Raw genomic sequence first — 23322 nt, 5'->3', positions numbered from 1 at the left:
AATGAAGATCGTATTCATGGGAACTCCCGAATTTGCGGCTGCTCATCTCAAGGCGATTGTAGAATCGGGGAACAACGTGGCAGGAGTCTTTTCACAGCCTGACAGGCCTAAGGGGAGAGGGCGGAGAGTAGAACCCACCCCGGTGAAGACAGTCGCCACTAGCTACGGAATACCAGTTTTTCAGCCTGAAAAGATCAATTCTGATGAAGGGTTCGAAAAACTTTTGGAGCTATCTCCAGATATTATCGTTGTTGTGGCATTTGGAAAACTTCTTAAGTCGGGTGTTATAAACCTTCCAACCATCGGTTGTTTCAACGTTCATGCTTCTCTTCTGCCCAAATATAGAGGTGCAGCCCCGATTCAGCGAGCAATAGAAAGTGGAGAGACAAAGACGGGAATAACGATATTCAAGATTGATGAAGGAATGGATACTGGTGAGATTGCTCTCAAAAGAGAAATCGAAATAGAATCGTCGGACACTTTAGGAACGCTTTACACGAAGCTTGAAAAGCTTGGTACAGAAACATTGCTGGACTTTTTGAGAATCGTAAACGAGGGAAAGCTGAAGCTTTCTCCACAGCAAGGAGAGTTTTCGAACGCACCTAAAATCCAATCTTCGGATCTCGTCATCACAGATTTCTCTGATCCTGTGAGGGTAGTGAATAAGATAAGAGCTTACGACCCCCGTCCGGGAGCAAGAGCAGAGCTTGAAGGTAAACCGATAAAGTTGTATGGGGCTTCAGTAATTGACTTCTATGGGAAAGGCCGTAGAATCGGCGAAATTGTGGAAATTGATGACCGTGGAATGGTTATTAGCTGTGGCACTGGAAATGTTATTATATCGTTAGTGCAGTTACCCGGGAAGAAACCGATGAGACCCAAGGATGCTGTAAGTGGTCGGTTAATTCACGATGGGATGATTTTGGGGGGATAAAAATGCCCAGGGTAATGAGGTTATTTCAGATCAGAAACGAGATCACTGAAGATGGTGCTGCTAGAATAGTTGCGAGACTAAGGTCGCTCGACGGCATAGTTAAGGCTCAGGCAGATGTTGCCAGCGGAGTGATAGAAGTTGAATACGAGAATGCAATCGTTGACAGATATATAATTCAGGAAGAACTGTCCAAACTCGGTTTTGATATGCTTATATAAACCATTCTCGCACTTTCCTTCTTGACAAAGGAATCCGGTCAAGTTATAATTTCTGACGTGTGACGTTGCCGAGGTGGTGGAATTGGCAGACACGCATGGTTGAGGTCCATGTGGGCAGTTTAGCCTATGCGGGTTCAAGTCCCGCCCTCGGCACCACTGAACCGGGTTCATAGCCCGGTTTTTTTATTTTGAGGTGCTTCTTGGGAGAGATTCTGCTAGGTAATATTTTCAAACGGAACGCAAAAACAAAAATTAGCTTGAGACGGATTTCTCAGAACTCTCCATTCGTCTCAATGAATATCGAAGACCTTCCTTCGTTCTTTTCGGAGAGAGGTGAAGACTGTCTTTTTGTGGATGGGTCGTTGGACAGTGAGTATCTCCAGAAGATAGCTATCGATGAAGGATATCTGAGAAGCTTTCTTTTTCAGTCGGAGTCTAAGGATCTCGGGACTCGGATTCTTCAGTACAGAAAGGCTCTTAAGAAAATGCCAGCAGGGCTCTCATCGATAGTTGAGAAGACCGTGGAAAACGGTGGGCTGAGGAACTTCCTTCTTCTTGCACTTAGGGAAAGCGAGTTTCTAGATCCGTGGGAGGATTATGTGCTTTCCGCTCTCAAGAGGAATGAAAGAAGAGAAAGGGGCAATCCCAGGATCAATCTTCAGAAGACCGTAAAACTGGTTTTCAGTGAGGGTGGGCTCCTACAGGATTCAATGAAGGGATACGAATTCAGACAAGAGCAGTTCATGACGGCTCTTGAAATCGCAGAGTCAATTGAAAGAGACGGCAATCTAATGATCGAGGTCGGTACTGGAACCGGAAAGAGTATAGCATACCTGGCACCGATTGCATACGCCTGTATCTCGACTATGAATCAGGCAGTTGTCTCTACAAGAACAAGAATCCTTCAAGATCAGCTCTTTAAGAAAGATGTGGAGGTGCTGAGGACCTTTCCTAACCTTGATGATCTGCGTGTTTCGGTAATGAAGGGGAGAGAAAGATATCTTTGTGTCAGAAAGCTTTTTGAGGTCGTGACCCTCGCTCTCAACAAGATGTTGGATGAAGAGATGTCAAAGGAACTTTCAGGAATACTCATCTGGTCTATGATAACTTGCGAGGGAGATCTCGACACGCTTCCGTTGAAAGAAGAGATGAGAAGAATGATTTCTGGAAACAGATTCGACTGCACGAGACGACTCTGCCCTTTCTTCGAGATCTGTCCTTATTACGTCCAGAGAGAAAACGCGAAATGCTCCGACATAGTTATCACGAATCACTCCTTCCTCTTTAGCGAAGCAAACATAAGACTTTCCGACGGAGACGCCGAAGAGCGAGAAGATATCGGAACTCTTCTCCCGGGATTCAAATATCTCGTTGTGGATGAGGCACATGAGCTCGAGGCTTCATTGACACAGGCCATGAGCTACCGCTTTCAGCCGTACGAGCTGGCCGGTACTGTGAGAAGACTCATAAAGGCAGTTAGGAATTCCTTTGGATTTCTGAAGAGGCACTTTGACGAGGATTTTTTGAGAAGACTGTGGACAAAGCTCAAAGAAGCAACCGCTAGTCTGGACAAACAGATCACAGAGCTTGTCAGGGTTACAGGCAGTTCTGAATCCGGAAACCGAACTACATTCACTGGAAGAGAACTCGAAGTGATAATATCTATGCTCGTAGCAATTTCCGATACTCTTCAGACACACGTATATATTGGTACCCAGACGATGCAGATGCTGGATGATGTAGAGGAAAGAAATGAAAAGATAGATGGTTTAGAAGCTGAAGTAAGCAGGATTCTCACTGAAACAAGGGAATGGATGAAACAGATAGCGGGAATCACTTCTTCTCAGGAGTCGAGGGTTGTTTATGTAAGCCGATTTGAAAGGCGCCTCGATAGCCTCAGCATAATTTCCTCACCTGTGGAAAACGATACCTTGATGGCATCAATCTTCCCCGATGTAAGCGTCAAGATTTTCATCTCTGCGACTCTGTGGGTTTACAGCAGGGGTAGCGATGGCTTCAATTACGCCAGAAGAATACTTGGAACAAGCAGTAACAATGAAGCGGTTAGGCTCGGAACTTCATTTGATTATACGCAGCAGCTTAAGTTCTTCGTCCCGACCGATCTGCCCGACTATCTTCCGAATTCGCTAATCTATCTCGAAAGTGCGGCGGATATAACGCTCAAAGCCTTGAAGATAGTAGGTGGTGGTTCAATGGTGCTTTTCACTTCTTACGAAGACATGAAAGGGACTCTTTCCAGAATCTCCGGCGGACTTGGAGATATGGTGATTCACATTCAAGATAGGGAGGACAGTCCGACAAGCATTCTTGCAGACCACGTAAATTCAGAGAAGTCCGTGATATTCGGAGCCAGAGCATTCTGGGAGGGTGTAGATCTTCCTGGTGAACAGCTCAAACTCCTGATTGTATACAAGCTCCCCTTTGAAAGACCGGATGAACCGCTAATTGAGGCTAGAATAAAACATTACGGGAAGAGGAGTTTCGTAGAAGGTATGAACAAGTATTATTATCCAAAGATGATAACGGCCTTCCGACAGGGACTCGGCAGACTTATAAGAACCAGGGGTGACCATGGGGTTGTGATTGTGCTGGACAAAAGGATAATCGATTCTAGAAGAGCTTACTCCAGGAAACTGCAGGCTTCTCTTCCTCCCGGAGTAGACATTCAGGCTGAAAGCAGCAGCAAGATCTTAAGAGAACTAAGAAAGCTTAAGAGGGAGAGATGGATCTAATGATCAGGTCTATCATCTCTCACTTCTTTCCCAACTCTTGTCTCGCCTGCGAGAAGGAAATAGATCCAGGTCATTACCTTTGCTTCGAGTGCTTAAACTCGATGGCTGGTCCGATTATGGCCCCACTTAAACTTCCATACATTGATTCAGCCTTCTCTTACTGGAAGTACGAAAGCCCGATGAGGGAGCTGATTCACGCTTACAAGTTCGAAGACAGACCGGGTATAGCCCGTCTTTTTTCAAATATGACCTTCGAGATGATGAATACGTTTCTCCCGGCAACGAACGTTGTTGTTCCGGTACCAACATCGCTTCAAGCTTTCGTAAAGAGAGGTTATGACACAAACTTGGGAATACTGCGATTTCTCTCCCGAAAGGTGGAAATAAGGATTGAGAACATACTCTCAATATCGGGGAAGACTGTACCTCAATCCACTCTCAAAATGAAGGATAGAATTGATAATGTGAAGGACAAGTTCCGTCTCAAGAAGAAGCCGTCATGCGATTCGGTGATTCTTTTCGATGACGTTGTAACTTCTGGCGCAACTGCCAGCCAATGTGCTAGAGTTCTTAGAGAAGGGGGAGTAAAAGATATTGTTTTCTTTGCAGTTGCCAGTGCAAAAAAATAGGGCCTCACGGCCCCTGGCTGGGAGAGGAGGACTCGAACCTCCATCGGCGGATCCAGAGTCCGCTGTCCTACCAATTGGACGATCTCCCAAGACAGTAAAGATTATAAAGCAGAAGGCAACTGGTGTCAAGACGTTTGGAGGCATATGATGAACATAGCGATGTTCAGTGATACTTATTCTCCTCAGGTTAACGGAGTGGTAACCATGATCAGAATGCTTGAGGAAAATCTTCAGAAAAGAGGACACAATGTCTACATTTTCACAGTGGATCACCCCGAGGCCGGCATTCAGGAGAACGTTTACCGTGTCCCTTCGCTGAGATTTCCATGGGAGAAGCAACATAGAATTGGCCTTCCAACTAACTTCAAAGAACTCATTCAGATTGTGAAGAGTCTCGACATAGACATCGTCCACTCTCATACGTCTCTCATAGTAGGATATCTGTCTGGTATGGTGATTTCCAATCTTCACATTCCTGGTGTCACGACCTATCACACGATGATGGAAGAGTATGTCCACTATATCCCTTTTATGGAGCCTATTCTGAGAGTATATATAAGAGGTCAGGATAGAAGGTTTTGCGACAAGAACAGAGCCGTCATCGCACCTTCGATCAAGATAAAGAAGCTGCTGCTCTCTTACGGCGTTTCGTCTCATATAGAGGTAATTCCAAATGGCGTTGACCTGGCCCCTTTCATGAAAGAAGTCGATATTGATGAAATCAGATCGTTTAGGAACAAGTACAAGATCGGCGAGAACGAGAAGGTTCTGATCTTCGTCGGCAGACTGGGAGAAGAAAAGAGTATAGACAAACTCATCGAGAACTTCGCCAGGATCAACACAGCTCTGCCGGATTCCCATCTACTGCTAGTTGGAGACGGACCTCTAAAGGGCAAACTGAAGGAACTTGCAGGAAACTTGGGTGTTGGCAAGAGGGTTCACTTCACAGGTTTCTTGAAGTGGCCGGATGAGATTACGTTAGCCTACAAGAGCAGTGATGCGTTCATGATTGCCTCTCACACGGAGACCTTTGGCTTGGTTACGCTTGAAGCAATGGCATCCGGCCTGCCGGTAGTGGCCTTCAAGGATGACAGCATTGCAAATATGGTTCTAGATGGAGAGAACGGGTTTATGTGCCCCTCAAAAGAAGAGTTGTCTACTGCGGCGATTGAGCTGCTTACAGATAGAGACCTCATGGAGAGAATGTCGAAGCGCTCTGTTGAGATTTCTAAAGACTTCTCAGCGGAAGCGAATGTCGAGAGAACGCTGAATCTTTACCAGAGAGTGATTAGAAACGAGATTTAGATTTGAACCCAATTTCGTGTGCCGAAAGCATTCCACCGAAAATGATGTTGGCGTAGTAGCTGAAGAATCTCCAAATAAGCAGTGCGGCTCCTATCCCATCGCCAAAGAAGGATTTGAAGAAGAGAACATAACCGCCTTCAGAAACACCGCTTGCTCCCGGGGTAGGAATAAGCGAGACAACAAGAAAGAGTATCAGTTGGACGGAAGTGATCTCAAGGTAGTTGACGGGAGTACCGATCGAAAGTGAAACAAAAAACGGAATTGATATCATGCAGATCAGCTGAGCCAGCGTACTCAATGATGCCATGACAAGTGTAACAGGTCTTTCTATAAGACACTTCATTGAAGAGTGGAAGAAACGCAGTTCTCTAAGAGCCTTCTCTATCATCGAATCTCTATCCTTTATGATCCTTATTCTGCTCAGCAAGTTGATCATCAAGCGAATTAGCTTTTCCGTGAACCCTTGGTTTAAGGAGAATAGAATCAAGAATGCAAAAACGAAGCTGTTGAGTACGAAACCGAAAATCGACAGAACGGCCAAGTTGGAAATCCTTCCCACAACTATGGGATAAGCCTTAATGATTGCAGCAGCTCCAAGAACAGTAATTACTGACTGGTAAATCAGGAACCTTGAGACCAACATTGCTGTTGACTCGCCAACAGATATTCCCTTTCTTTGCATAAAAACTATCTGTGCGGGCTGTCCTCCCGAGGAGAAGGGCGTGATCCCATTGAAGAAGGTTCCAATAACCGTGATCTTGAAAAGATAAGTCAAAGGGATTGTCAGGCTCCTCATCAAAGCAAAAGTCTTAAGGGTTACTGCTTCAAAGAACCAAGTGCCAACTGTCAGACAAAAAGTAAGAAAGAGCCATCCGGGATTGGCACTTGCAAGATAAGAGATCGATTTGTTGAAGTCGGTAGCAAGTAGGACAATTACTATAATCAGAACGCTCAACGAGATAGCGATCAAAAAGTTCCTTGTGGTTCTCTTCATGGTCTCTTGTCAAGTACCTCAAGATAGATACTCTTCAGTTTCTGGCCGATAATCGAAAGATCCCTCTCAAGAGCGGTCTCCTTCCCACAAGATGTAATCTTCTTCCTAACACTATTGCTCTCAAGCAATATATCGATCTGTCGCATGAATTCTTCATTGCTCTTGGCTTTCAGACAGTTCTCATTGTGCTTCATCCAGTCGCTGTAGACCGGGATGTCTCTAAGTACTATCGGTGCTTCAGTTGAGAGCGCTTCGAGGACTACGATGCCTTCAGTTTCCTCGTAGCTTGGAAATAGAAACACGTCACAGGCCGAGTAGGGGCCAATAATCATCTCTTGAGGAACAAAACCAGGGAACTTCACATTGTCCGGGGGATTTCTCAGAAGACGTCTTATCTTTGCGGGTAATAGACTGCTGATCTTAGCTCCAAACCAGAAGAAGGTAAGGTCTTTCCTTGCCTCCGCGATCTGACAGAAATCTATGACGCCCTTTCTCTCGAAGGGAAGGCCCACCGACAAAACCAATGGTTTTCGAATTTCATTGTCTGACAGGAATTTCTCGGCCAAAGCCTTGTTTCTGCTGAACTTCTTGTTGTCAACACCGTTGGACACGGCTTTAATCGGCAGATTTATGCCGTAGTTCATTATGAGTTTCTTAGCATACTCAGTTGGGGAAATAAGAAAATCCGCCGATGAGTAAAGCTTTATCAACCTCTTTTTAAGCCAGGGAGCAATGACATTTGAAAGAGTGAACGAGTTTCTGAAATCCTCATAAGTCGTGTGAGTATGATAAATGACGGGAATATGAGCTTTCTTTGCTTTCTTGAGAACTCTCTCTGCTCCCGGTCCGATCGTGTTGATGTGAACGACATCAAAACGGTCTTCCTCATTCGTTGTGTACTCAACGCCAACCTTGTCAAGAGCAGACATCTGGTGTTTGAGAGCCATTCCCACGCCCGACTTGCTGAATAGCTTTTTGCCTTCGGAATAAAGCAGAACCTTCATCTCTACCTCCAGGAGAACTCCATGTTGATCGTTAGTGTAGCTTCGCCAAAGATGCTCATCTGCTAGAAGTGATTCTGTTACAGAAAGTAGTTTCGAAACCTGAATCGAAGAGATCTCTTTCCTATTCTCAGCCACTAAGAACCGCACATTGAGAAACTACTTCCAGAACGGCGAGACGCTCTTCAACGACTATTTTACCCCATCTTGATGCATTTAGCATATCCTTTGCATTCAGTACGGATAGGGTTTCCCTAACAGAACTGGCGTGTCTCCTCATTCGTCTTAACTATCCATATTTGTTTCTCGATTGAAGAAGCGAACCACACTTCACAAATAAGACACAGAAGATCTTCTGAAGCTTATTAGGCATGGAGTTTATGAACCTAGTCATTAAGGTATACTAATGCGTGTTGCAGATAGAGTATTATGGAGGCATAAGTTGTAGCAGTTGATGCCTTCGTAATTCTTCGTTGATAGTGTTGGGGGAATTCCTATGAAGTTTTTCATAACAGGAGAGAGAAATTCAGGAAAGAGTTATCTTGTAGAAAGAGTCAAGACCTTGGCTAAGTTCACAGGGTTTGAAACCCGCTTTGACGAGGATCTTGTTGACCTTTCCATTAATTTCTTTAATGGCAATTCATTTCTCATAGGTTCTCGAGATAACGGGCGATTAAAGATGGTGGACGAAGGGTTCACATCTGCTACGAAACTTCTTGGAGCTATTGAGATTCCATCCGATCATCTCCTGATAATGGATGAGATAGGTTTTCTTGAGGAAGACTCCCCCGAGTTTCAGCAAGCGGTTGTCTCTGCCCTTAGAAGAGCGAGGCATTGCTTGTGTGTTCTTAGAAAGGGCGACTTCTCATTTATCGGTCACCTTAAGTCGTCTATGGGAATAAGAAGTATAGAGCTAACTCCTGAGAATAGAGAGCAAGTATTCGGGAGAATCGCTAGAGAAATAGAAAGAGAGAGGGCGTTGCTGCCCTCTCCTGGAGGCGACGAAGGGATTTGAACCCTTGAGTAGAGATTTTGCAGACCTCCGCCTTTGACCCCTTGGCTACGTCGCCCAACGAGAATTATTCTAGCATGTAAATAGGATCATTTCAACAAAAGGGCCGCTATCGGCGGCCCTCGGGGTGGAAAATTCTTCAGGAGGGAGGTTGGCTCCCTGTTACTCGGGTCTGGAACCAACTTGCAACAGGACGCGGGGACATCCTTTGCAAATCAATGATATATCGTTGCTTACCCAAAACCAAATGCGAATTTATCCGACCTGAAACGAGTAAAGTGATTTAGCAGTCTTTATCTACACTATGAACACCAATTTGAAAGTATGCTCTTTGCTCTTGTATCCGTAATATCCGGAAACGCGTATGAAAGATAGAGTTCTTTCGAACATTCTCTGCTGAATGAACAGGCATGAATCACTTGCTAAAAACGAATTCCCTGAACCAAAGATAACTGCTAATCCCGAAAGTGGGAATTCTGAACACCTGATATATGGGAATCGAACCATCGCCCGCCTGGAGAACATAATCGTCAAGATACTCGATCCTACCGTCCTTCGAGATCAGGAACATGCCGTTCGACAACGGGGTGCTGTAAAGCTCCACAGCCGATTTATCGGCTATCAGGTGCAACCAGGAGTATTCGTCAAGAGAGTCTGCAGAACTGATCTCATCGCCGGAGTAAAGCCACAACAGCTCAACATCCGGTTTTGCGGAGTACTCGTTCCATGCGACAAGTTCACTCAGAAGACTTCTAAGCCTCTTCTCTTCTCTGCCGGTATCTTCGCAGTCATCGGTAGCGCATGGAAATCCACCTGTGAAGACTTCAAGCGGTGTCTTCGAAGTCACGACTACAATGATGGGATTTCCGAGGTAATCGCTCATAGAGAAGGTCTCTCCAAATACGTCTCTGGCTTCGAACAGAGGTGCGATCGAACCCTTTTTCAACAGAGGCCTGTTCTGGGCATCTTCATCGACCTGCTCGAATGTGACTTTTCTGCCATCCCTGCTGATCTCGCTTACTCTGTAGTTCTTGTCGTTGATTCTTATGACGCTGGTCGCTTCGAAAAGCTCGTGATTCTTATGAACCATGTCTATGGTTCCATCTCTGTCCAGATCTATTCCGATGAAGACTTCGTCTATCTTATCGGCCAGGCCATCGGGCGCGGTAGGAAACAGGGCGATTTCGATCAGCTCTCCGTCGACTTCCAGCAAACCTTCTCTTCTACTCATGAGCAAGTAGTCGACTTCGACGCCTTCCTTTTTTGGAAGGATCGCGTGAATTTCAAGATCCTGGGTCATGTAAGATGAATTCCCGTTGGAAAGATATTCGACCCTTAACTGTTGACTGAATTTATAGGCACGGCTTTCATTGATAACGGTCCCTCTATATTGTCCCTTAATCGGAATGTTGTTTAGGAAACAGCCGTCGTAATCGCTGTCGATCCAGAGGATCGGAGGCTCGACGTTCATGATTGCTATGTTGACAGTTGAATCCCCGATTCTGATCTGTCCATAGAAAATACGCTCATCTGCGAGTGCGCTGACTCCTTCCGGTGGATAAATACTCATTTCGACATCGCTTCCGCTCGCGATGTATGTCCAGCCCATCCGTTCTGTAAGGTAACCGGACAGAGTACCGGAAAAAAGCATCGCCGACGAAATCAACGAAACGACAAGCAATATCGCTACCTTTTTAGCCATACGAATCACCTCCTCAATTCATATGTCAAAGATCGGAGCAAAAACAACTTTCACTCACAGCTTCGGCTTCAAAGTCATCTTCGATTTGGAATAAATAGAACATTATTGTGCATTTGTTGCAGCTGGCTACGCCAAATCCTTCCCAGTCAACATCCACGTACTCCCAGCTCCACGGACTTGCGTCAATCGAGTATCTGCATTCTCCGTAAGCGCTTGCATATACACTCAAAGGGTTGTTGTTTGCGTCGTAATGACGTGCTTCTGTAGAAATACAGCAATATACTGCGTAGGGTACAAATCTCGTATTAATTATCAACTCTTTGCTGTAAGAAAATTCTGAATACAAGAAACAATCGCATTCATACAAATAGCAACCTGGGTCCTCCACTCTTGTGATCACGCCACCAGTCAGTCCAAATGTCAAAACCGACAGGAATACGAAAGAAAAAATCAAAAAACACCTCTTAAACATCAGAGCTCCCTCCTTTCTATTTAGTTAAGGTACTGAAATAATATCATTATATATGTCATATAGAAAAATAGTAATAAATTAAATTAGATATGATTAGCACTAAATATTCGTGAATAGCTGTCCTGTGTTACCTAAATCGCAGATGTTCACAGTAATAGTGTAATATTACTGTGATTATTAAGAGAATTACACGATAAAATGTAGTGTGCGTGACGTGTGTACGCATTGAATCATCAAAAGACATATGAGGCCATATGTAGTTTTCTCCAGAATTTGGTGGTAGCTCCCGGTGATGATAAGTTCTTCCATATTCTGGTTTGCTCTAGACTATTCACTACGGATCACTTCATTTGCCCGTAGTTATTGCTTGGCCTTCTCAATTAACACCAATATCATCACGGCATATCGGGCTATTGACAGAAAGATGCGAGTAATGTAAAATCTTATCTGTTCGGGGACGTGGTGAAGTTTGGTTATCATGCCGGTCTGTCACACCGGTGGCCGCGAGTTCAAGTCTCGTCGTCCCCGCCAGTGAGAGTCCTTAGGGGCTCTCTTCTTTTTTAGGGTGTATCTCTCAAGATGCATGTTTCATAATAGTCCAGCAACCCGCAAGATCTTCCAATCAATATCTGCTTAACTTCTTTCAGGCTGCGTGCGGTTAGAATATATTCAGGGCAGTAACTTCAAGACTATCACCGGATTTTTGGTCAAACTGATCTTAGCACGCGACGCCGGTTTCGCATTTGAAATTTCGGGAAGCCGATGAGAGAATGAACTTGCGATTCTAATCTGAGGGGACTCTGTACTGAATTCTGTTTTTCTATAATGATGGTTTGATTTTTTTGGAGGTGCTGGTAATTGCCGGCTTGTGTGAGGGTTCTGGGAATTGATCCGGGTTTTGGTACTGTTGGATACGGTATTGTCGAGATGAGATCTTCAAGGATCGAGCTTGTATCTTATGGGGCGATCAGGACCGAGCCTAATGAACCTATCCCTGACAGACTACTGAAGATCCACGATCAACTGGAAGTCCTGCTTCAGGAATACGGACCCGATGAATCTGCAGTCGAGGAGCTATTCTTCTTCAGGAATGTCACGACTGCAATACAGGTTAGTGAAGCGAGAGGCGTTATTCTCCTCGCTATGAGAAGACATGAAGTTCCCATATTCGAATACACTCCTCACCAGGTGAAACTTGCTGTCACAGGTTATGGCAGAGCGGAAAAGGGACAGGTACAAAGAACTCTGAAGGCCTTTTTGCGGATGAAGGAAAACCCAAAGCCCGACGACGCCGCTGACGCCTTAGCTGTTGCATGGTGCCACCTTGCGGCGAGGAAGTTTCCCGGAGGTGTTCGAAAGGCATGAAACTTTGTATGAAGAATCTTAAGCTCCCTATTTCGAGACTTCTTTCAAGAGTGTTGAAGTCCGATCCAGCCTTTGACTGTGGGGGTATTGAAATATCTGGAATAACTATTGACTCTACATCAAGAGAGGTCTCGATCGATTTCTCTTGCGAGGTAAACGAAGACGTGAGACATTATCTAGAATCTACCTTTCGTGAAGAAGCGATGCGACTTCTCGGTTCTTCCGTTAGGCTTTCATTTGAACCTGGAGATTTTGAAACTGCAGGTGCAGAGAAAGGAGTTTCGAGGATAACTGAAGAGCAGTTCAGAGAGATACTCAAACTCACCAACGGCGCATCTTCATACCTAGCTTCTTCCGAAATGGTGTTTGAGAAGAATAGAATTCTGATCACTGTTCACGATCAGTTTTCATTTCAGAGAATCAGTTCAAAAAAGCACGACTTAAGAAAAGCGATCGAAAAGGTATGCGAGAGAACCATACCATTTGATATAGTTCTAGATATCCGTGAGGACGAGGAGCTGCCCGTTGACGAAGATTCCTCATATCCCGAAGTTGAAAGAGAGAGCAAGGTCTCTTCCGGTGAGGCTGATTTGGTTCTGATAGGAAGAGAAATAAGAGCTGTCTCAAAGAAAATGAAAGAGGTTCTTGGAAACGAGACCGATGTAGTGGTCAGTGGTAAGACCTTTGGACTGGAGTCGAGAAACGGAAAGCTCTTCATTCTTACGTTCAACATAACTGACTACACGGATTCTCTTACTGTCAAACTTATCGGTGAAAATGCTCGTTCCCTCTCCGAAAAGCTCCGCGAAGGCGATGAGCTTACCATAAGAGGGAAGATGGAAACCGATACGTGGATTAAAGACGAGGTTCTGATTCCCAGAGATATCAACAGAACGACTCTTTCAAGGCGTGTTGACAATGCTCCCGAAAAGCGTGTGGAATTGCATCTGCATACCAAGATGAGTGCTTTGGACTCAGTTGTTGACGTCAAAGAGCTAGTGAACACTTTCAGAGAGTGGGGACATGACGCGGCTGCCGTGACTGATCATGGGGTAGTTCAGTCAGTGCCGGAGTTCTACTTTGCAGCTAAGAAGAATGGAATCAAGCCCATTTTCGGTATGGAAGGTTACATGATAAACGATTCAGAGCAAATAACGATGAACATAGACGAAGACACCTCATCTCTAGATGAAGCTTTGTTCGTTGTCTTTGATCTCGAGACGACGGGTCTCAACCCAAAGGAAGATGAGATAATTGAGATCGGTGCGGTAAAGATGAGAGGCGGCGAAGTCATTGAGACATACTCATCTTTTATTAAGCCTGTAAGAGAACTCTCGTCTCTGATCTCTAGTTTGACGGGAATAACTGAAGACATGCTTTCCGATGCTCGTTCGATCAAAGAAGTGCTCCCCGAATTTGTAAAGTTCACTGAGGGAAGCATACTTGTTGCTCACAACTCCTCCTTTGACTACGGTTTCGTCCGCAACTCTGTTAAGAAACATTTCGGAGGAGATTGGGAGATGCCATGCGTCGATACGCTTGCCCTTGCAAAAAGCTTATTCAAATCCAAGAGCTATTCACTAGATAACGTTGTGAAGCGCCTCAAACTTGGACATTTTGATCATCACAGGGCTTACGAGGACGCAAAGGTTACCGCCGAAGTTCTGAAGAAGTTCATTCAGCTGGCGGAAAAGAGAGGGATTCAGAGCGTTGGCGAGCTTGAAAAACTGAGAAAGAACCAAAATCTCGACTCTCTTAAGCCGGTTCACGTAAGTATGTTGGCCAAGAACAAGAAGGGTCTCGAAAATCTATACAGGTTGGTAACAGCCTCTCACACGAAGTACTTCTATATGAAGCCGAGGATTCCCAAGAGCCTATTAACTGATTTCAGAGATGGGCTTCTGATAGGTAGCGCTTGTGTCTCGGGTGAACTATCCAAAGCATTTATCGGTGGCGCTAGTACCGAAGAGCTGGAGGAAATTGCGAAATTCTACGACTATATTGAGGTTATGCCACTAGACAATATTGACACTAGCGAGGGCGAGACCAGTATGTCGAGAGACACATTGACCAAGATGTACCGTGAGTTCTACAGAGTTGGCAAGAGACTGAACATTCCTGTAGTTATGACTGGGGATGTGCATTTTATAAATCCACATGATGACATTTATAGAGCCGCAATAAATGCTGCTCAGGATTACGATAACTTTCAGAACCAACCATCGTTGTATCTCCATACAACGGAGGAGATGATGAACAAAGCAGTCGATATTTTCGAAGACAAGGCTATTGCAAAGGAAGTGGTTATCGATAATTCAAGGTATATTTCCTCAATGATCGAGGAGGTGACTCCGATTGAGGGGAAGCTACACCCTCCAGTAATAGAAGGCGCAGAAGAAGAAGTAAGGAGAATGGCTCTTGAGAATGCCGAACGGTTGTATGGAAATCCTCTGCCGGAAATCGTCGAAAAGAGGCTCAGTCGTGAGCTTGACGCAATAATCGGTCATGGCTACGCGGTCTTGTATCTCATCGCTCAGAAAATGGTCGCAAAGTCCAATGAGGAAGGTTACGTGGTCGGTTCAAGGGGTTCAGTAGGAAGCTCCCTAGTGGCCAATGTAATCGGAATAACTGAGGTAAATCCGCTTCCACCACATTATCTCTGTTCCGAATGTGGCAAGTCGATCTTTCCTGAAACCGATCTCGAATCCGGTTATGATCTTCCTAGAATGGAATGCCCGGGTTGCGGGAATGAGATGGCAAAGAATGGCCAGAGCATTCCTTTTGAGACCTTCCTGGGATTTGAGGGGGACAAAGTGCCGGATATAGACCTGAACTTCTCTGGAGAGTACCAGGAACGGGCCCACGCTTTTATAGAAGAACTGTTTGGCAGAGACCATGTATTCAGAGCAGGAACGATCTCTACTCTAGCTGAAAGAACGGCCTTTGGGTTCGTAAGGGCCTATTCTGAAAAGAGCGGTAGAACGCTTAGAAGGGCTGAACAGGAGCGAATTGCGCGTGGCATCGTAGGAGTAAAAAGAACAACTGGTCAGCATCCCGGTGGTCTTATGATCGTGCCGAAAGACATGGACGTTCATACTTTCACACCGGTTCAGCACCCCGCAAACGATACAAAGAGTTCAACGCTGACAACTCACTTCGCATATGAGGTAATTCATGATGATCTGGTTAAGATAGACGCTCTCGGCCATGACGATCCTACGTTTATCAGGATGCTGAAGGACATAACTGGAGTTGATCCAGAAAGCATTCCAATGGATGATACTGAGACTCTGGCGATCTTCTCTTCACTAAAACCTCTGGGAGTGAAATACCACGAGCTTGGAACCGACATGGGCACCCTGGGAATCCCCGAGTTCGGCACGACTTTTGTTCGGAGCATGCTTGCAGATACAAGACCCTCAAGCTTCGGCGAACTGGTAAGAATATCGGGTCTTTCCCATGGAACTGATGTGTGGTTGAATAACGCTAAGGACATAATTACTTCGAAACAAGCCTCACTATCTCATGTTATAGCCTGTCGCGACGATATAATGAACTACCTGATTGCTAGGGGAATGGATCCAAAGGAGGCCTTCAAGATCATGGAAAAGGTCAGAAAGGGAAAGGGTCTCAACAGGGACGATGAAGATAAAGTGAGATCAAGTGGCGCTCCCGAATGGTTCATCAACTCATGCAAGAAGATCAAGTATCTCTTTCCAAGAGCCCATGCCGCTGCATATGTTAGCATGGGATACAGAGTGGCGTATTTCAAAGTACACTATCCCCTCGCCTTCTACAGCACCTATTTTTCAATTAAGGGTGGAGAGTTCGACATAGATATTTGTACATCGGACGTCAATACGATCAAGAAAGAGATTATCAGACTTAGAGGTGATCAAGAAAGGAACGTCAAAGACAGGGCAAAAGAGACTCTCCTGGAGGTAGTGATGGAAATGTTACTCAGGGGATTTGGCTTCTTGAACGTCGACTTGATGAAATCGCATCCAACGAGATTCTTGATTGAAGGGAGATCGCTCAGAATACCTTTCAATAGGCTCCAAAACATGGGAGACAAGGCGGCGAGGTCTATTGAGCAGGAGAGAGAAAAAAGAGTATTCTCTTCAGTGGAGGATCTGATAAGAAGAACTGCTCTGAACAAGACCAGCGTTGAAATGCTCAGAAAGCACGGCGCTCTGAAGGGTCTTGCCGAGAAAGAACAGATCAGGCTGTTCTGAGGGAAGAAATGAATTTCCAGTTGGCTTCTTCCGATTTTGCAAAGTTGATCGATCTCTTTGGAAGAGTTTCGGGGTCCGTTGAGCCTTCTTTCCGCTATTTCCAGATCTATTACAGGAGGGGATTGAAGTTCTTCGCGACCGATGGTTGTATGAAGCTTGAGTTTTCTTCCGGGCTTTCAATCACGCCTTTCACCGGAGTCTTCTCGATACCGATTGACTACGCCAGGGTTCTCAAGAGCTCTGACGAGGAGTCAAACATAATCTTCTCCTCAGACGGAGACAACATTGAAATCAGAACAGATTCAGAAGTGCTCACATTGCAGAAGGCTCGAGGCGAGAACATTCCTTCGATGGAGAGGAAGTTCGAGTACTCCTCTCGCTTTCTTTTGAAGGAATTCAATGAATCTCTGAATTTCATATCTGCAGCTTCACAGGAAGGAGATACTATCGAGATTTTTTCTAAAGGAAATGATACTGTACTCGCTGCTTCTGCAGGTAGAGCAATCCTTATCTCGATGCTTAAAAACGAACCAAGAACAGACTTTCATTTTTCTTTACAGTACGTGACCACCAGGCATCTTGTTAAGTCTTTGGAGTTGTTGTCGACGAAAGAGCTCGATGCGGGTACAGGTATTTCCGAGCTCGGATTAAAGGCGGGACCTCTGCTTTTCTCCATATGCACCGACGAGACTGGTTTTCCCGTACCGCCTGCGTTTCTTTTCAAAGAAGTCGAAGGAGGAGTCGGGGTACAGAAGAGGGCTCTTCTGTCGGCTTTGAGAAAGATTGTCAGACTTTCCAAACAAGGCTTCTCCATTCTGATGATCTCAGATAAGAAAAGGATCAGATTCTTTCTGAAAGCAGGGAGTCTTCGATATGAGTGTGAGATCGGGAAATTTGACGGTGAGGAGTTTGCCGTCCAAGTCGACCCCAGGAAGCTCCAGTCTGTTCTTTCGAGAATGAGTAACTCTACGATTTACCTTTTGATAAGAGACGATTACCTTCTAATGGTTGACAAGAAGAGCAGGATGCATCTGTTTGTTCCCGTCATAAAGTGAAGAGCAGAGTTCTCATCTGGTAGTATATAACTGTGCAATAATCTTCGAGGGTCTTGGAAGAAGTGGGCGGAGATAATTTCTAGTTGGAGCTGAAGTCCTATGAGAGTTATCGAGGCGAGAGGGATAGAAAAGTCATACGGAGGAAAGAAAGTTCTTAAAGCCGTCGATTTAGATCTAGATAGTGGTCAGCTTACAGTTTTAGGCGGACTGAACGGTTCTGGGAAGTCGACGATCATTAAGATTCTTAGTGGTGACATAAGCCCGGATAATGGTGAGATTGTTTTCGATGGGAAGCGGGTTGAGCTGCGGTCTATAGTCGATGCCAGACACATCGGTATTAGTGCAGTATATCAGGAATACATGCTTGTTCCAGACCTTACGATTGCAGAGAACATCTTCCTCGGAAGTGGAAAGTTTTCAATCAGCAGAAAGAAAATGAATCAAGAGAGTTCTAGACTACTTAAGGAAGTCGGCCTGGAGTATGAACCTTCTGCAAAAGTCTCATCACTTTCAGCAGATGACCAATCCTTGCTTGAGTTTGCGATTGCAGCATTCTCAGAACCAAAAGTCTTATTGATTGACGATCTCTTCTCCGTGCTGAACAGCTCGTACAAGGAAAGACTGCTCAAAATGATAAACGATGTCAAGAATAGGGGAGCATCGGTCCTTGTTGCAACCCCAGATCCCGAAATAATGCAGAAGGCGGATAGACTGTTTTTCATAGAGAATTCGACAGTTGTAGATCTCCCGGTTCCGCTCGACAGAGGGGAGATACTTCGGAGGATCGGGGCTTCAAACGATCGCTCGATTCCTCCTTCTGAAGGAGAACCGCTGATCGAAATCGGGAATGTCGCTGGTACTGGTAAGGATCTGGAAATCAGTAGGGGCGAGCTCCTCCATGTTTTTTGTGGTAGCTCTGAGATTATTAGGGAACTCACCCGGGCAATTACGCGGCAGGATCCGTTTTCTGAAAATGCGGTTCCGATATTCAGAGAGGCCAAGAGCTTCTTTGAAAGATTTGGTTCCAGAGGACCTTCTTCAGATGCAGAGAAGTATTTCTCAGCAACCTTGAAGAACAGCGGACTCGTTTCTCAAGTAATGCTGAAGAAAGCACGCAGCTTCATATCAACCAAAAAGCTTAGAAGAAGCTACATTCTAAACAAAGAGAGTGTAGTGTCCGTGAAGAGCTTTCTTGCAGGTCTTGAAGAGATAGACGGCTTTGCCGGAATCGTAAGTGATGAGGACGTTAAGCTCTCCCATTTGAGGTTTGAGGCCTGTGATCTCTACGTATTTGTCAGACCTCTGCTTGGCCTGGATCCGGTTTCAATTGATGCTCTTGTCAGAGTGCTGCGGGACATTTCCGTGAATTCTAAAGCGGCGCTTGTGCTAACCGATGAGATGGAAAGCCTGAGTTTCTGTACAAGGGGTATGATAGTATGCAGATGAACCCCGATTTCTCATACGAGAAGAAGAAGATAGAGTTTTCCAGTGGTTATATATTCAAAGGCAAACACTATCGTTGTTCTATCATAAAGTATCCTTCTCTGTACAAGAACTGCACGAAGGGAACCGAAAACGTCGAGGTATATCATTTTTCCCCAAGAGAACGTGCCGTTGGCTCGATATTAATACTTCACGGATTGGGCACTGTCAATATCCCATTCCTCTTCTGGATGGGAAGCCATTTGGCAAGTGCCGGTCTGCAAGCCTCCGTGATGATACTTCCGGGAAATTATACGAGAACGGCAAGTGGTTCTACCAGCGGAAAGGACTTCTTTTCGCCAGATCTACGAAGGTTGACGCTATTCTGGGAACAGGCCGTCGTGGATACTATGACAACCATCGACTTGCTCCAGCAAGAAAATATCTGGTGGGACAACAACTGTCTTTTTGGATATTGTCTTGGAGGTATGGTCTCCACAATAGTAAGTGCAATTGACAAAAGAATTAACAACTTGATTCTAATGACTGTCGGCGGCAACATCGCCAGGATAATGTGGCAGTCCCCCGTGCTGAAATCTGTTCGCCGGTCGCTGAGAAGCGGTTCGGGTGAAGAAGGGTATTTGAACGATGAGAAGAGACTGAACGAGAGATTCAAAGAAGACTCTCTGGCAGTCAAGAAAATGAAGAGTGCCTCCGAGCTGCTAGAATCCGACCTCCACCCCCTGTTCAAGATAGATCCTCTTGCTTACGCGCGGTTTAACGATAGCAATAAGGTGACCATGATCGAGGCGCTTTTTGACAAGACTCTTCCGATACAGACGAGAAAACAGTTGTGGGAGGCCTTCGACCGACCGAAAAGATATATAGTGCCTACTGGGCATGTTTCCTGGTTCCCTCTTGAGTACGCTTTGGGTAAGTACATTCTTAAGAAACTGGGGATAAAAGAGGCAAGAAGAAAGATGAGACTTCTGGAGAGCACAAAACCTACTGAATGATCGCGAGCCGCAGAAAGTGCTTTCAACTGTTTTATAGCCGATCCATATACAGAGTAGAAAGCCGACGTAGTGGTTAGGGCGGAGGAGACAAGAAGATCCTTTAGCGCTGGGCCCGCTTCAGATGAAAGCTCTTGGTTGTTCAGAAAATTGAATGATCTGTCACCTTGTCTAGGAACGAAGAAAAGATTCTCGCTCCAAAACGAAGAATCTCTTTTCTTACTGCAACCCGTACCCGCGACCTCGAGCCTACGAGGCTTATCGAGAACTAACCTCGCTCAAATGAACGACGTTATACGTTCAAGAAACTGACGAAGGAATCAACCAGCCCTGGATCGAACTGCTTCCCAGCACATCTGCGCAGCTCTTCTATTGCCTCTTCAGAGGATACCGGGTGCTTGTACGGCCTTCCGCTTGTCATAACGTCGTAAGCGTCTATTATTGACATCATTCTTGCCAGAAGCGGAATTGATTCGCCAACCAGTCCTCGGGGATACCCTGAGCCGTCCCACCATTCATGATGACTTAAGATCTCATCCGCGATTCCCACCAGCTCTGGCGAAGAGAGGGCTATTCTAAATCCGGCTTCGGGATGGGACTTGATTTTCTTCCATTCTTCAGAGGTCAGACTGCCCGCTTTAGTTAGTATCTCCTCAGGAACTGCTATCTTTCCAATATCGTGCAGAGCACCAAGGAGCAGAAGATTATCGAGTTCGGCTTCAGACAATCCGATGAACTTCCCGAAATCCCTGCTGAGAGTCTTGACCCTTTCCGTATGTTCTTCCGTCTCATAACTCTTGTTAAGCAGACTCTTCTCTAGCACCTTGACCGTTCTGCTTCTCATGGATATGTTGTTCAGGAGTTTGTCTCTATACATTCTTTCTTCAGCGGAGATAAGAGCTTCGCGAAAATCCTGATCAGCATCGAATTTCGTTCCGATTCCAAAGGAGACGCTTATAGGAAGACTGAAGCCCGTTATCCGATTCAAGGCTTTCCTGATTCTGCCAACAAGAGATTCTGCAGACTGCGTATCTGTTTGAGGAAGCAGCATTATAAACTCATCTCCTCCCCATCTGGCGATTATGTCGTCGGATCTCATGGAGGATTTCAGGCAGTCTGCGACAGTCTTCAGTAGTCTATCACCTTCTAGATGACCGAAGGCATCGTTTACGATTTTCAGTCCGTTCACATCTCCCATCACGATGCTTATAGGCATTTGCCGTTCTACATTGAGTCTCTCGACCTCCTCTTCGAAGAATGATCTGTTGTATAAGGAGGTAAGTGGGTCATGGAAGGTGACATAGTGAATCTCCTTATCTGAACGAATTCTATAGATCGCTTCAACTGCATGAGCCATAAGAATCTCGACTAGCTTTACCTCTTCTTGTTTCATTGGAGAGTCATGGTACGAGACGAGAACTCCTATACTCTTCATCGGGACCGCCAAGATCGATTGCTCGCAGTCGGTTATGACTTTGCAGAGTGAACTGTTACTTATAAAGGTAGTATTCCCGTTTTCTATAGAGTCTCTCAAAATGCCGCTCCTGAATAGGTAGCCCTGCATCGATGCCACCTCGCCCTTCGTCTCAAGGGTGACGATTTCCTGATTGTAGAGGAGATAGAGACCGAACATTTCCATCCCGAGGATATTGGCCGACGCATCAATGATCGAGTGGAAGATCGTGTCCTCTTCGTTTGATTTCTCCATCTTCAAAGCGATATCGTGAAGCTTAGAGACCTTCTCCTTTGTTCTTTCCAGCTCGTCTTTCACGAGTTTTTCATCGGTGATATCTCTTACCGCTCCTCGGATGCCTCTTACTCTGGAGGAATCTTTCGAGTAACTTGGCTTCGAGTACTCGCTCGCCCATCTAAGCGCGCCGTCTTTCCTTACAATACGATATTCTATTCTCTCTTCATTTCCAGATCTCACGCTTTCAAAATGCCCTTTGTAGCAATCAAGGTCCTCAGGATGAATAACTGATTCCCAGTCCAGTTCTTGAAGGTCGGGTGAATCAAGACTGTGCCCGCTTATCCTTTCAAAGGCTTCGCTTCTCCAGACTTCGTGGTCTTCCCCGTCATTTGAGAAGTCAATTTCGTAGTAGTAATCTGAGATAGTCTCTGACATTGATTTATATCTCTGTACAGATAGGGAGAGCTGAGTCTCAACTGATTTTTCTTCCGCGAGTTTCGCGCTCAAAAATGCCGTCTTCTCTCTTACCTCTTTCCTCAAAGCCCTGTTCCACAGATACTTTCCGACCAGCACCAAGAGCATGATCAGAGCAGCGGGAAGGGCGAATAAAAGGAAACTCTGCCACGGACTGTTACTTGCATTTGCATCAATGGCTCCAAACCATTTGTTGTAAATCTGTCGGTATTCTCCTGTCGAAGAAATTATCGCCAAACCTTCGTTACGTAAAGACAGTAACTCTACATCTCCTTCTTTCACTGCGAAGCAGTATTCTAGCCTTACAAAAGGATCCTCCGACACCAAGATATTCTTTAGAGAAAGTTCCTTAATCAAATACAAACCCTGTATCTTACCGAGTAGTACTGCATCGACCTGTCCCTCATTGAGCATCCGGAGTGCAATTTCGGGATACTCGACTCTCACAATCTCACTTCCAGCTACCTCACTAGAGACAAGCTCGTCCATTAAGTCGCCCTTCTGAACGGCAACTCTCAGTTCCCTGAGATCATTGAGAGAAGAATATTTGCCAGTCTTCCTATTAGAGAAAATAGAGCCATGAAGTATTATGTGCGGATTAGAGAAATCGACAAGTATATCTCTCTCTTCCGAGTAGCACATTCCAAGCAGACCGTCAATTTTGCCGTCCTCCAGAGCGGCTCTTGCGCTCGTCCAGACTCTTAGCTCTATCTCAACGTCAAAATCGAGAGCACTAGATATTGCCCTAAGGACATCGATGTTGAATCCCACCGGAGCTCCGCGGTCATTAGCATATTCAAAAGGTGGATAATCGGTGTCTCCACCAAATTTGTACCTTACTTCAGCAAAGAGGGTAAGAAACAAAAGAATGAAAAAGACGGTTGACAATGATCTTCTCATAGTACTCCCCCGGAAGAAAATAGCCTTCCTCAAGACCAACTATAACATTGCAAAACTGAAAACAAACTCAGATTACAGATAGTTTCTTGAAGGTAGTCGATCATTCGAGCGCACGATATTCCGATCAATTTTGTATATAATTGGGTAG

16 protein-coding genes and 4 tRNA genes are annotated in these 23322 nt (G+C 45.3%); 13 read left to right on the top strand and 7 right to left on the bottom strand.

Going from position 1 to position 23322, the window contains the following annotated elements:
* The first annotated feature begins 1 nt into the window (after position 1).
* The 5 genes from fmt (at position 2) to B3K91_RS03980 (ending at position 4534) form a co-directional block, all read left to right on the top strand.
* Positions 2-934: a methionyl-tRNA formyltransferase gene (gene fmt, locus B3K91_RS04000; protein WP_292590117.1), complete on the top strand. Its 933-nt coding sequence runs from the start codon at positions 2-4 to the stop codon at positions 932-934.
* 2 nt (positions 935-936) lie between these two features.
* Positions 937-1152, top strand: coding sequence for a heavy-metal-associated domain-containing protein (locus tag B3K91_RS03995; RefSeq protein WP_214060156.1), 216 nt, complete (start codon positions 937-939; stop codon positions 1150-1152).
* A gap of 67 nt (positions 1153-1219) precedes the next feature.
* A tRNA-Leu gene (locus B3K91_RS03990) sits at positions 1220-1308 on the top strand.
* Positions 1309-1352: 44 nt separating this feature from the next.
* A complete protein-coding gene (locus B3K91_RS03985; RefSeq protein WP_292594041.1) occupies positions 1353-3905 on the top strand; it encodes an ATP-dependent DNA helicase in 2553 nt (850 codons plus the stop codon).
* A 116-nt stretch (positions 3906-4021) separates the two neighbouring features.
* Entirely contained in the window at positions 4022-4534 is a 513-nt protein-coding gene (locus tag B3K91_RS03980; RefSeq protein WP_292594039.1) for a ComF family protein, read from the top strand.
* A gap of 14 nt (positions 4535-4548) precedes the next feature.
* Here B3K91_RS03980 and B3K91_RS03975 read toward each other — a convergent pair.
* A tRNA-Gln gene (locus B3K91_RS03975) sits at positions 4549-4623 on the bottom strand.
* 58 nt (positions 4624-4681) lie between these two features.
* On the opposite strand from B3K91_RS03975, the gene B3K91_RS03970 reads away from it, so the two are divergent.
* On the top strand, positions 4682-5839 hold the full coding sequence (locus B3K91_RS03970; RefSeq protein ID WP_214059940.1) for a glycosyltransferase family 4 protein: 1158 nt from the start codon (positions 4682-4684) through the stop codon (positions 5837-5839).
* Here B3K91_RS03970 and B3K91_RS03965 read toward each other — a convergent pair.
* Both B3K91_RS03965 and B3K91_RS03960 read right to left on the bottom strand, forming a co-directional pair.
* Entirely contained in the window at positions 5823-6833 is a 1011-nt protein-coding gene (locus B3K91_RS03965; RefSeq protein ID WP_214079273.1) for a lysylphosphatidylglycerol synthase transmembrane domain-containing protein, read from the bottom strand. The genes B3K91_RS03970 and B3K91_RS03965 overlap by 17 nt on opposite strands.
* On the bottom strand, positions 6830-7837 hold the full coding sequence (locus B3K91_RS03960) for a glycosyltransferase (RefSeq protein ID WP_214059938.1): 1008 nt from the start codon (positions 7835-7837) through the stop codon (positions 6830-6832). Before B3K91_RS03960 ends, B3K91_RS03965 begins: the two co-directional genes overlap by 4 nt.
* 493 nt (positions 7838-8330) lie before the next feature.
* Between B3K91_RS03960 and B3K91_RS03955 the strand changes: the two genes are divergently transcribed.
* Complete coding sequence (locus B3K91_RS03955; protein ID WP_292590114.1) at positions 8331-8849, top strand: nucleoside-triphosphatase; 519 nt, start codon at positions 8331-8333, stop codon at positions 8847-8849.
* On the opposite strand, the gene B3K91_RS03950 is transcribed toward B3K91_RS03955, so the two are convergent.
* The 3 genes from B3K91_RS03950 to B3K91_RS03940 all read right to left on the bottom strand — a co-directional run bounded on the left by B3K91_RS03950 (position 8828) and on the right by B3K91_RS03940 (position 11020).
* Positions 8828-8904 (bottom strand) — tRNA-Cys (locus tag B3K91_RS03950). The genes B3K91_RS03955 and B3K91_RS03950 overlap by 22 nt on opposite strands.
* A 357-nt stretch (positions 8905-9261) precedes the next feature.
* The gene (locus B3K91_RS03945) at positions 9262-10548 is read right to left on the bottom strand and encodes a peroxiredoxin (RefSeq protein WP_292590113.1); all 1287 of its coding nucleotides are present in this window, start codon (positions 10546-10548) and stop codon (positions 9262-9264) included.
* Between the two features lie 25 nt (positions 10549-10573).
* Positions 10574-11020 carry a hypothetical protein gene (locus B3K91_RS03940; protein WP_292590112.1) on the bottom strand — a complete coding sequence of 149 codons (447 nt, stop codon included), beginning with the start codon at positions 11018-11020 and terminating at the stop codon, positions 10574-10576.
* A 453-nt stretch (positions 11021-11473) separates the two neighbouring features.
* On the opposite strand from B3K91_RS03940, the gene B3K91_RS03935 reads away from it, so the two are divergent.
* The 6 genes from B3K91_RS03935 to B3K91_RS03910 all read left to right on the top strand — a co-directional run bounded on the left by B3K91_RS03935 (position 11474) and on the right by B3K91_RS03910 (position 20113).
* Positions 11474-11551: transfer RNA gene (locus tag B3K91_RS03935), tRNA-Asp, on the top strand.
* Between the two features lie 339 nt (positions 11552-11890).
* Positions 11891-12385 (top strand): crossover junction endodeoxyribonuclease RuvC, encoded by a 495-nt coding sequence (gene ruvC, locus B3K91_RS03930; RefSeq protein ID WP_180977914.1) that lies wholly within the window; start codon positions 11891-11893, stop codon positions 12383-12385.
* A complete protein-coding gene (locus tag B3K91_RS03925; protein ID WP_292590111.1) occupies positions 12382-16620 on the top strand; it encodes a PolC-type DNA polymerase III in 4239 nt (1412 codons plus the stop codon). The genes ruvC and B3K91_RS03925 overlap by 4 nt, the downstream gene beginning before the upstream one ends.
* Positions 16621-16628: 8 nt before the next feature.
* Positions 16629-17675 (top strand): hypothetical protein, encoded by a 1047-nt coding sequence (locus tag B3K91_RS03920; RefSeq protein ID WP_292590109.1) that lies wholly within the window; start codon positions 16629-16631, stop codon positions 17673-17675.
* A gap of 99 nt (positions 17676-17774) precedes the next feature.
* On the top strand, positions 17775-19121 hold the full coding sequence (locus tag B3K91_RS03915) for an ATP-binding cassette domain-containing protein (RefSeq protein ID WP_214061429.1): 1347 nt from the start codon (positions 17775-17777) through the stop codon (positions 19119-19121).
* Positions 19112-20113, top strand: coding sequence for an alpha/beta hydrolase (locus tag B3K91_RS03910; protein WP_292590108.1), 1002 nt, complete (start codon positions 19112-19114; stop codon positions 20111-20113). Before B3K91_RS03915 ends, B3K91_RS03910 begins: the two co-directional genes overlap by 10 nt.
* Before the next feature lie 289 nt (positions 20114-20402).
* Here the strand turns inward: B3K91_RS03910 and B3K91_RS03905 are convergent, their stop codons facing one another.
* Positions 20403-23174, bottom strand: a complete 2772-nt coding sequence (locus tag B3K91_RS03905) for an HD domain-containing phosphohydrolase (RefSeq protein WP_292594037.1) — start codon at positions 23172-23174, stop codon at positions 20403-20405.
* Between the last annotated feature and the right edge of the window lie 148 nt (positions 23175-23322).

The organism is Mesotoga sp. UBA5847, assembly GCF_002432735.1.
Taxonomy (GTDB): Bacteria; Thermotogota; Thermotogae; order Petrotogales; family Kosmotogaceae; genus Mesotoga.
This window is presented reverse-complemented; position numbering and strand designations above follow the sequence as displayed.

Bases quoted from the DNA above. Each gene is read 5' to 3' on its own strand.
- fmt (WP_292590117.1), top strand. From the start codon at position 2: ATGAAGATCGTATTCATGGGAACTCCCGAATTTGCGGCTGCTCATCTC.
- B3K91_RS03995 (WP_214060156.1), top strand. From the start codon at position 937: ATGCCCAGGGTAATGAGGTTATTTCAGATCAGAAACGAGATCACTGAA.
- B3K91_RS03980 (WP_292594039.1), top strand. From the start codon at position 4,022: ATGGCCCCACTTAAACTTCCATACATTGATTCAGCCTTCTCTTACTGG.
- B3K91_RS03970 (WP_214059940.1), top strand. From the start codon at position 4,682: ATGAACATAGCGATGTTCAGTGATACTTATTCTCCTCAGGTTAACGGA.
- B3K91_RS03965 (WP_214079273.1), bottom strand. From the start codon at position 6,833: ATGAAGAGAACCACAAGGAACTTTTTGATCGCTATCTCGTTGAGCGTT.
- B3K91_RS03960 (WP_214059938.1), bottom strand. From the start codon at position 7,837: ATGAAGGTTCTGCTTTATTCCGAAGGCAAAAAGCTATTCAGCAAGTCG.
- B3K91_RS03955 (WP_292590114.1), top strand. From the start codon at position 8,331: ATGAAGTTTTTCATAACAGGAGAGAGAAATTCAGGAAAGAGTTATCTT.
- B3K91_RS03945 (WP_292590113.1), bottom strand. From the start codon at position 10,548: ATGGCTAAAAAGGTAGCGATATTGCTTGTCGTTTCGTTGATTTCGTCG.
- B3K91_RS03940 (WP_292590112.1), bottom strand. From the start codon at position 11,020: ATGTTTAAGAGGTGTTTTTTGATTTTTTCTTTCGTATTCCTGTCGGTT.
- B3K91_RS03925 (WP_292590111.1), top strand. From the start codon at position 12,382: ATGAAACTTTGTATGAAGAATCTTAAGCTCCCTATTTCGAGACTTCTT.
- B3K91_RS03920 (WP_292590109.1), top strand. From the start codon at position 16,629: ATGAATTTCCAGTTGGCTTCTTCCGATTTTGCAAAGTTGATCGATCTC.
- B3K91_RS03915 (WP_214061429.1), top strand. From the start codon at position 17,775: ATGAGAGTTATCGAGGCGAGAGGGATAGAAAAGTCATACGGAGGAAAG.
- B3K91_RS03910 (WP_292590108.1), top strand. From the start codon at position 19,112: ATGCAGATGAACCCCGATTTCTCATACGAGAAGAAGAAGATAGAGTTT.
- B3K91_RS03905 (WP_292594037.1), bottom strand. From the start codon at position 23,174: ATGAGAAGATCATTGTCAACCGTCTTTTTCATTCTTTTGTTTCTTACC.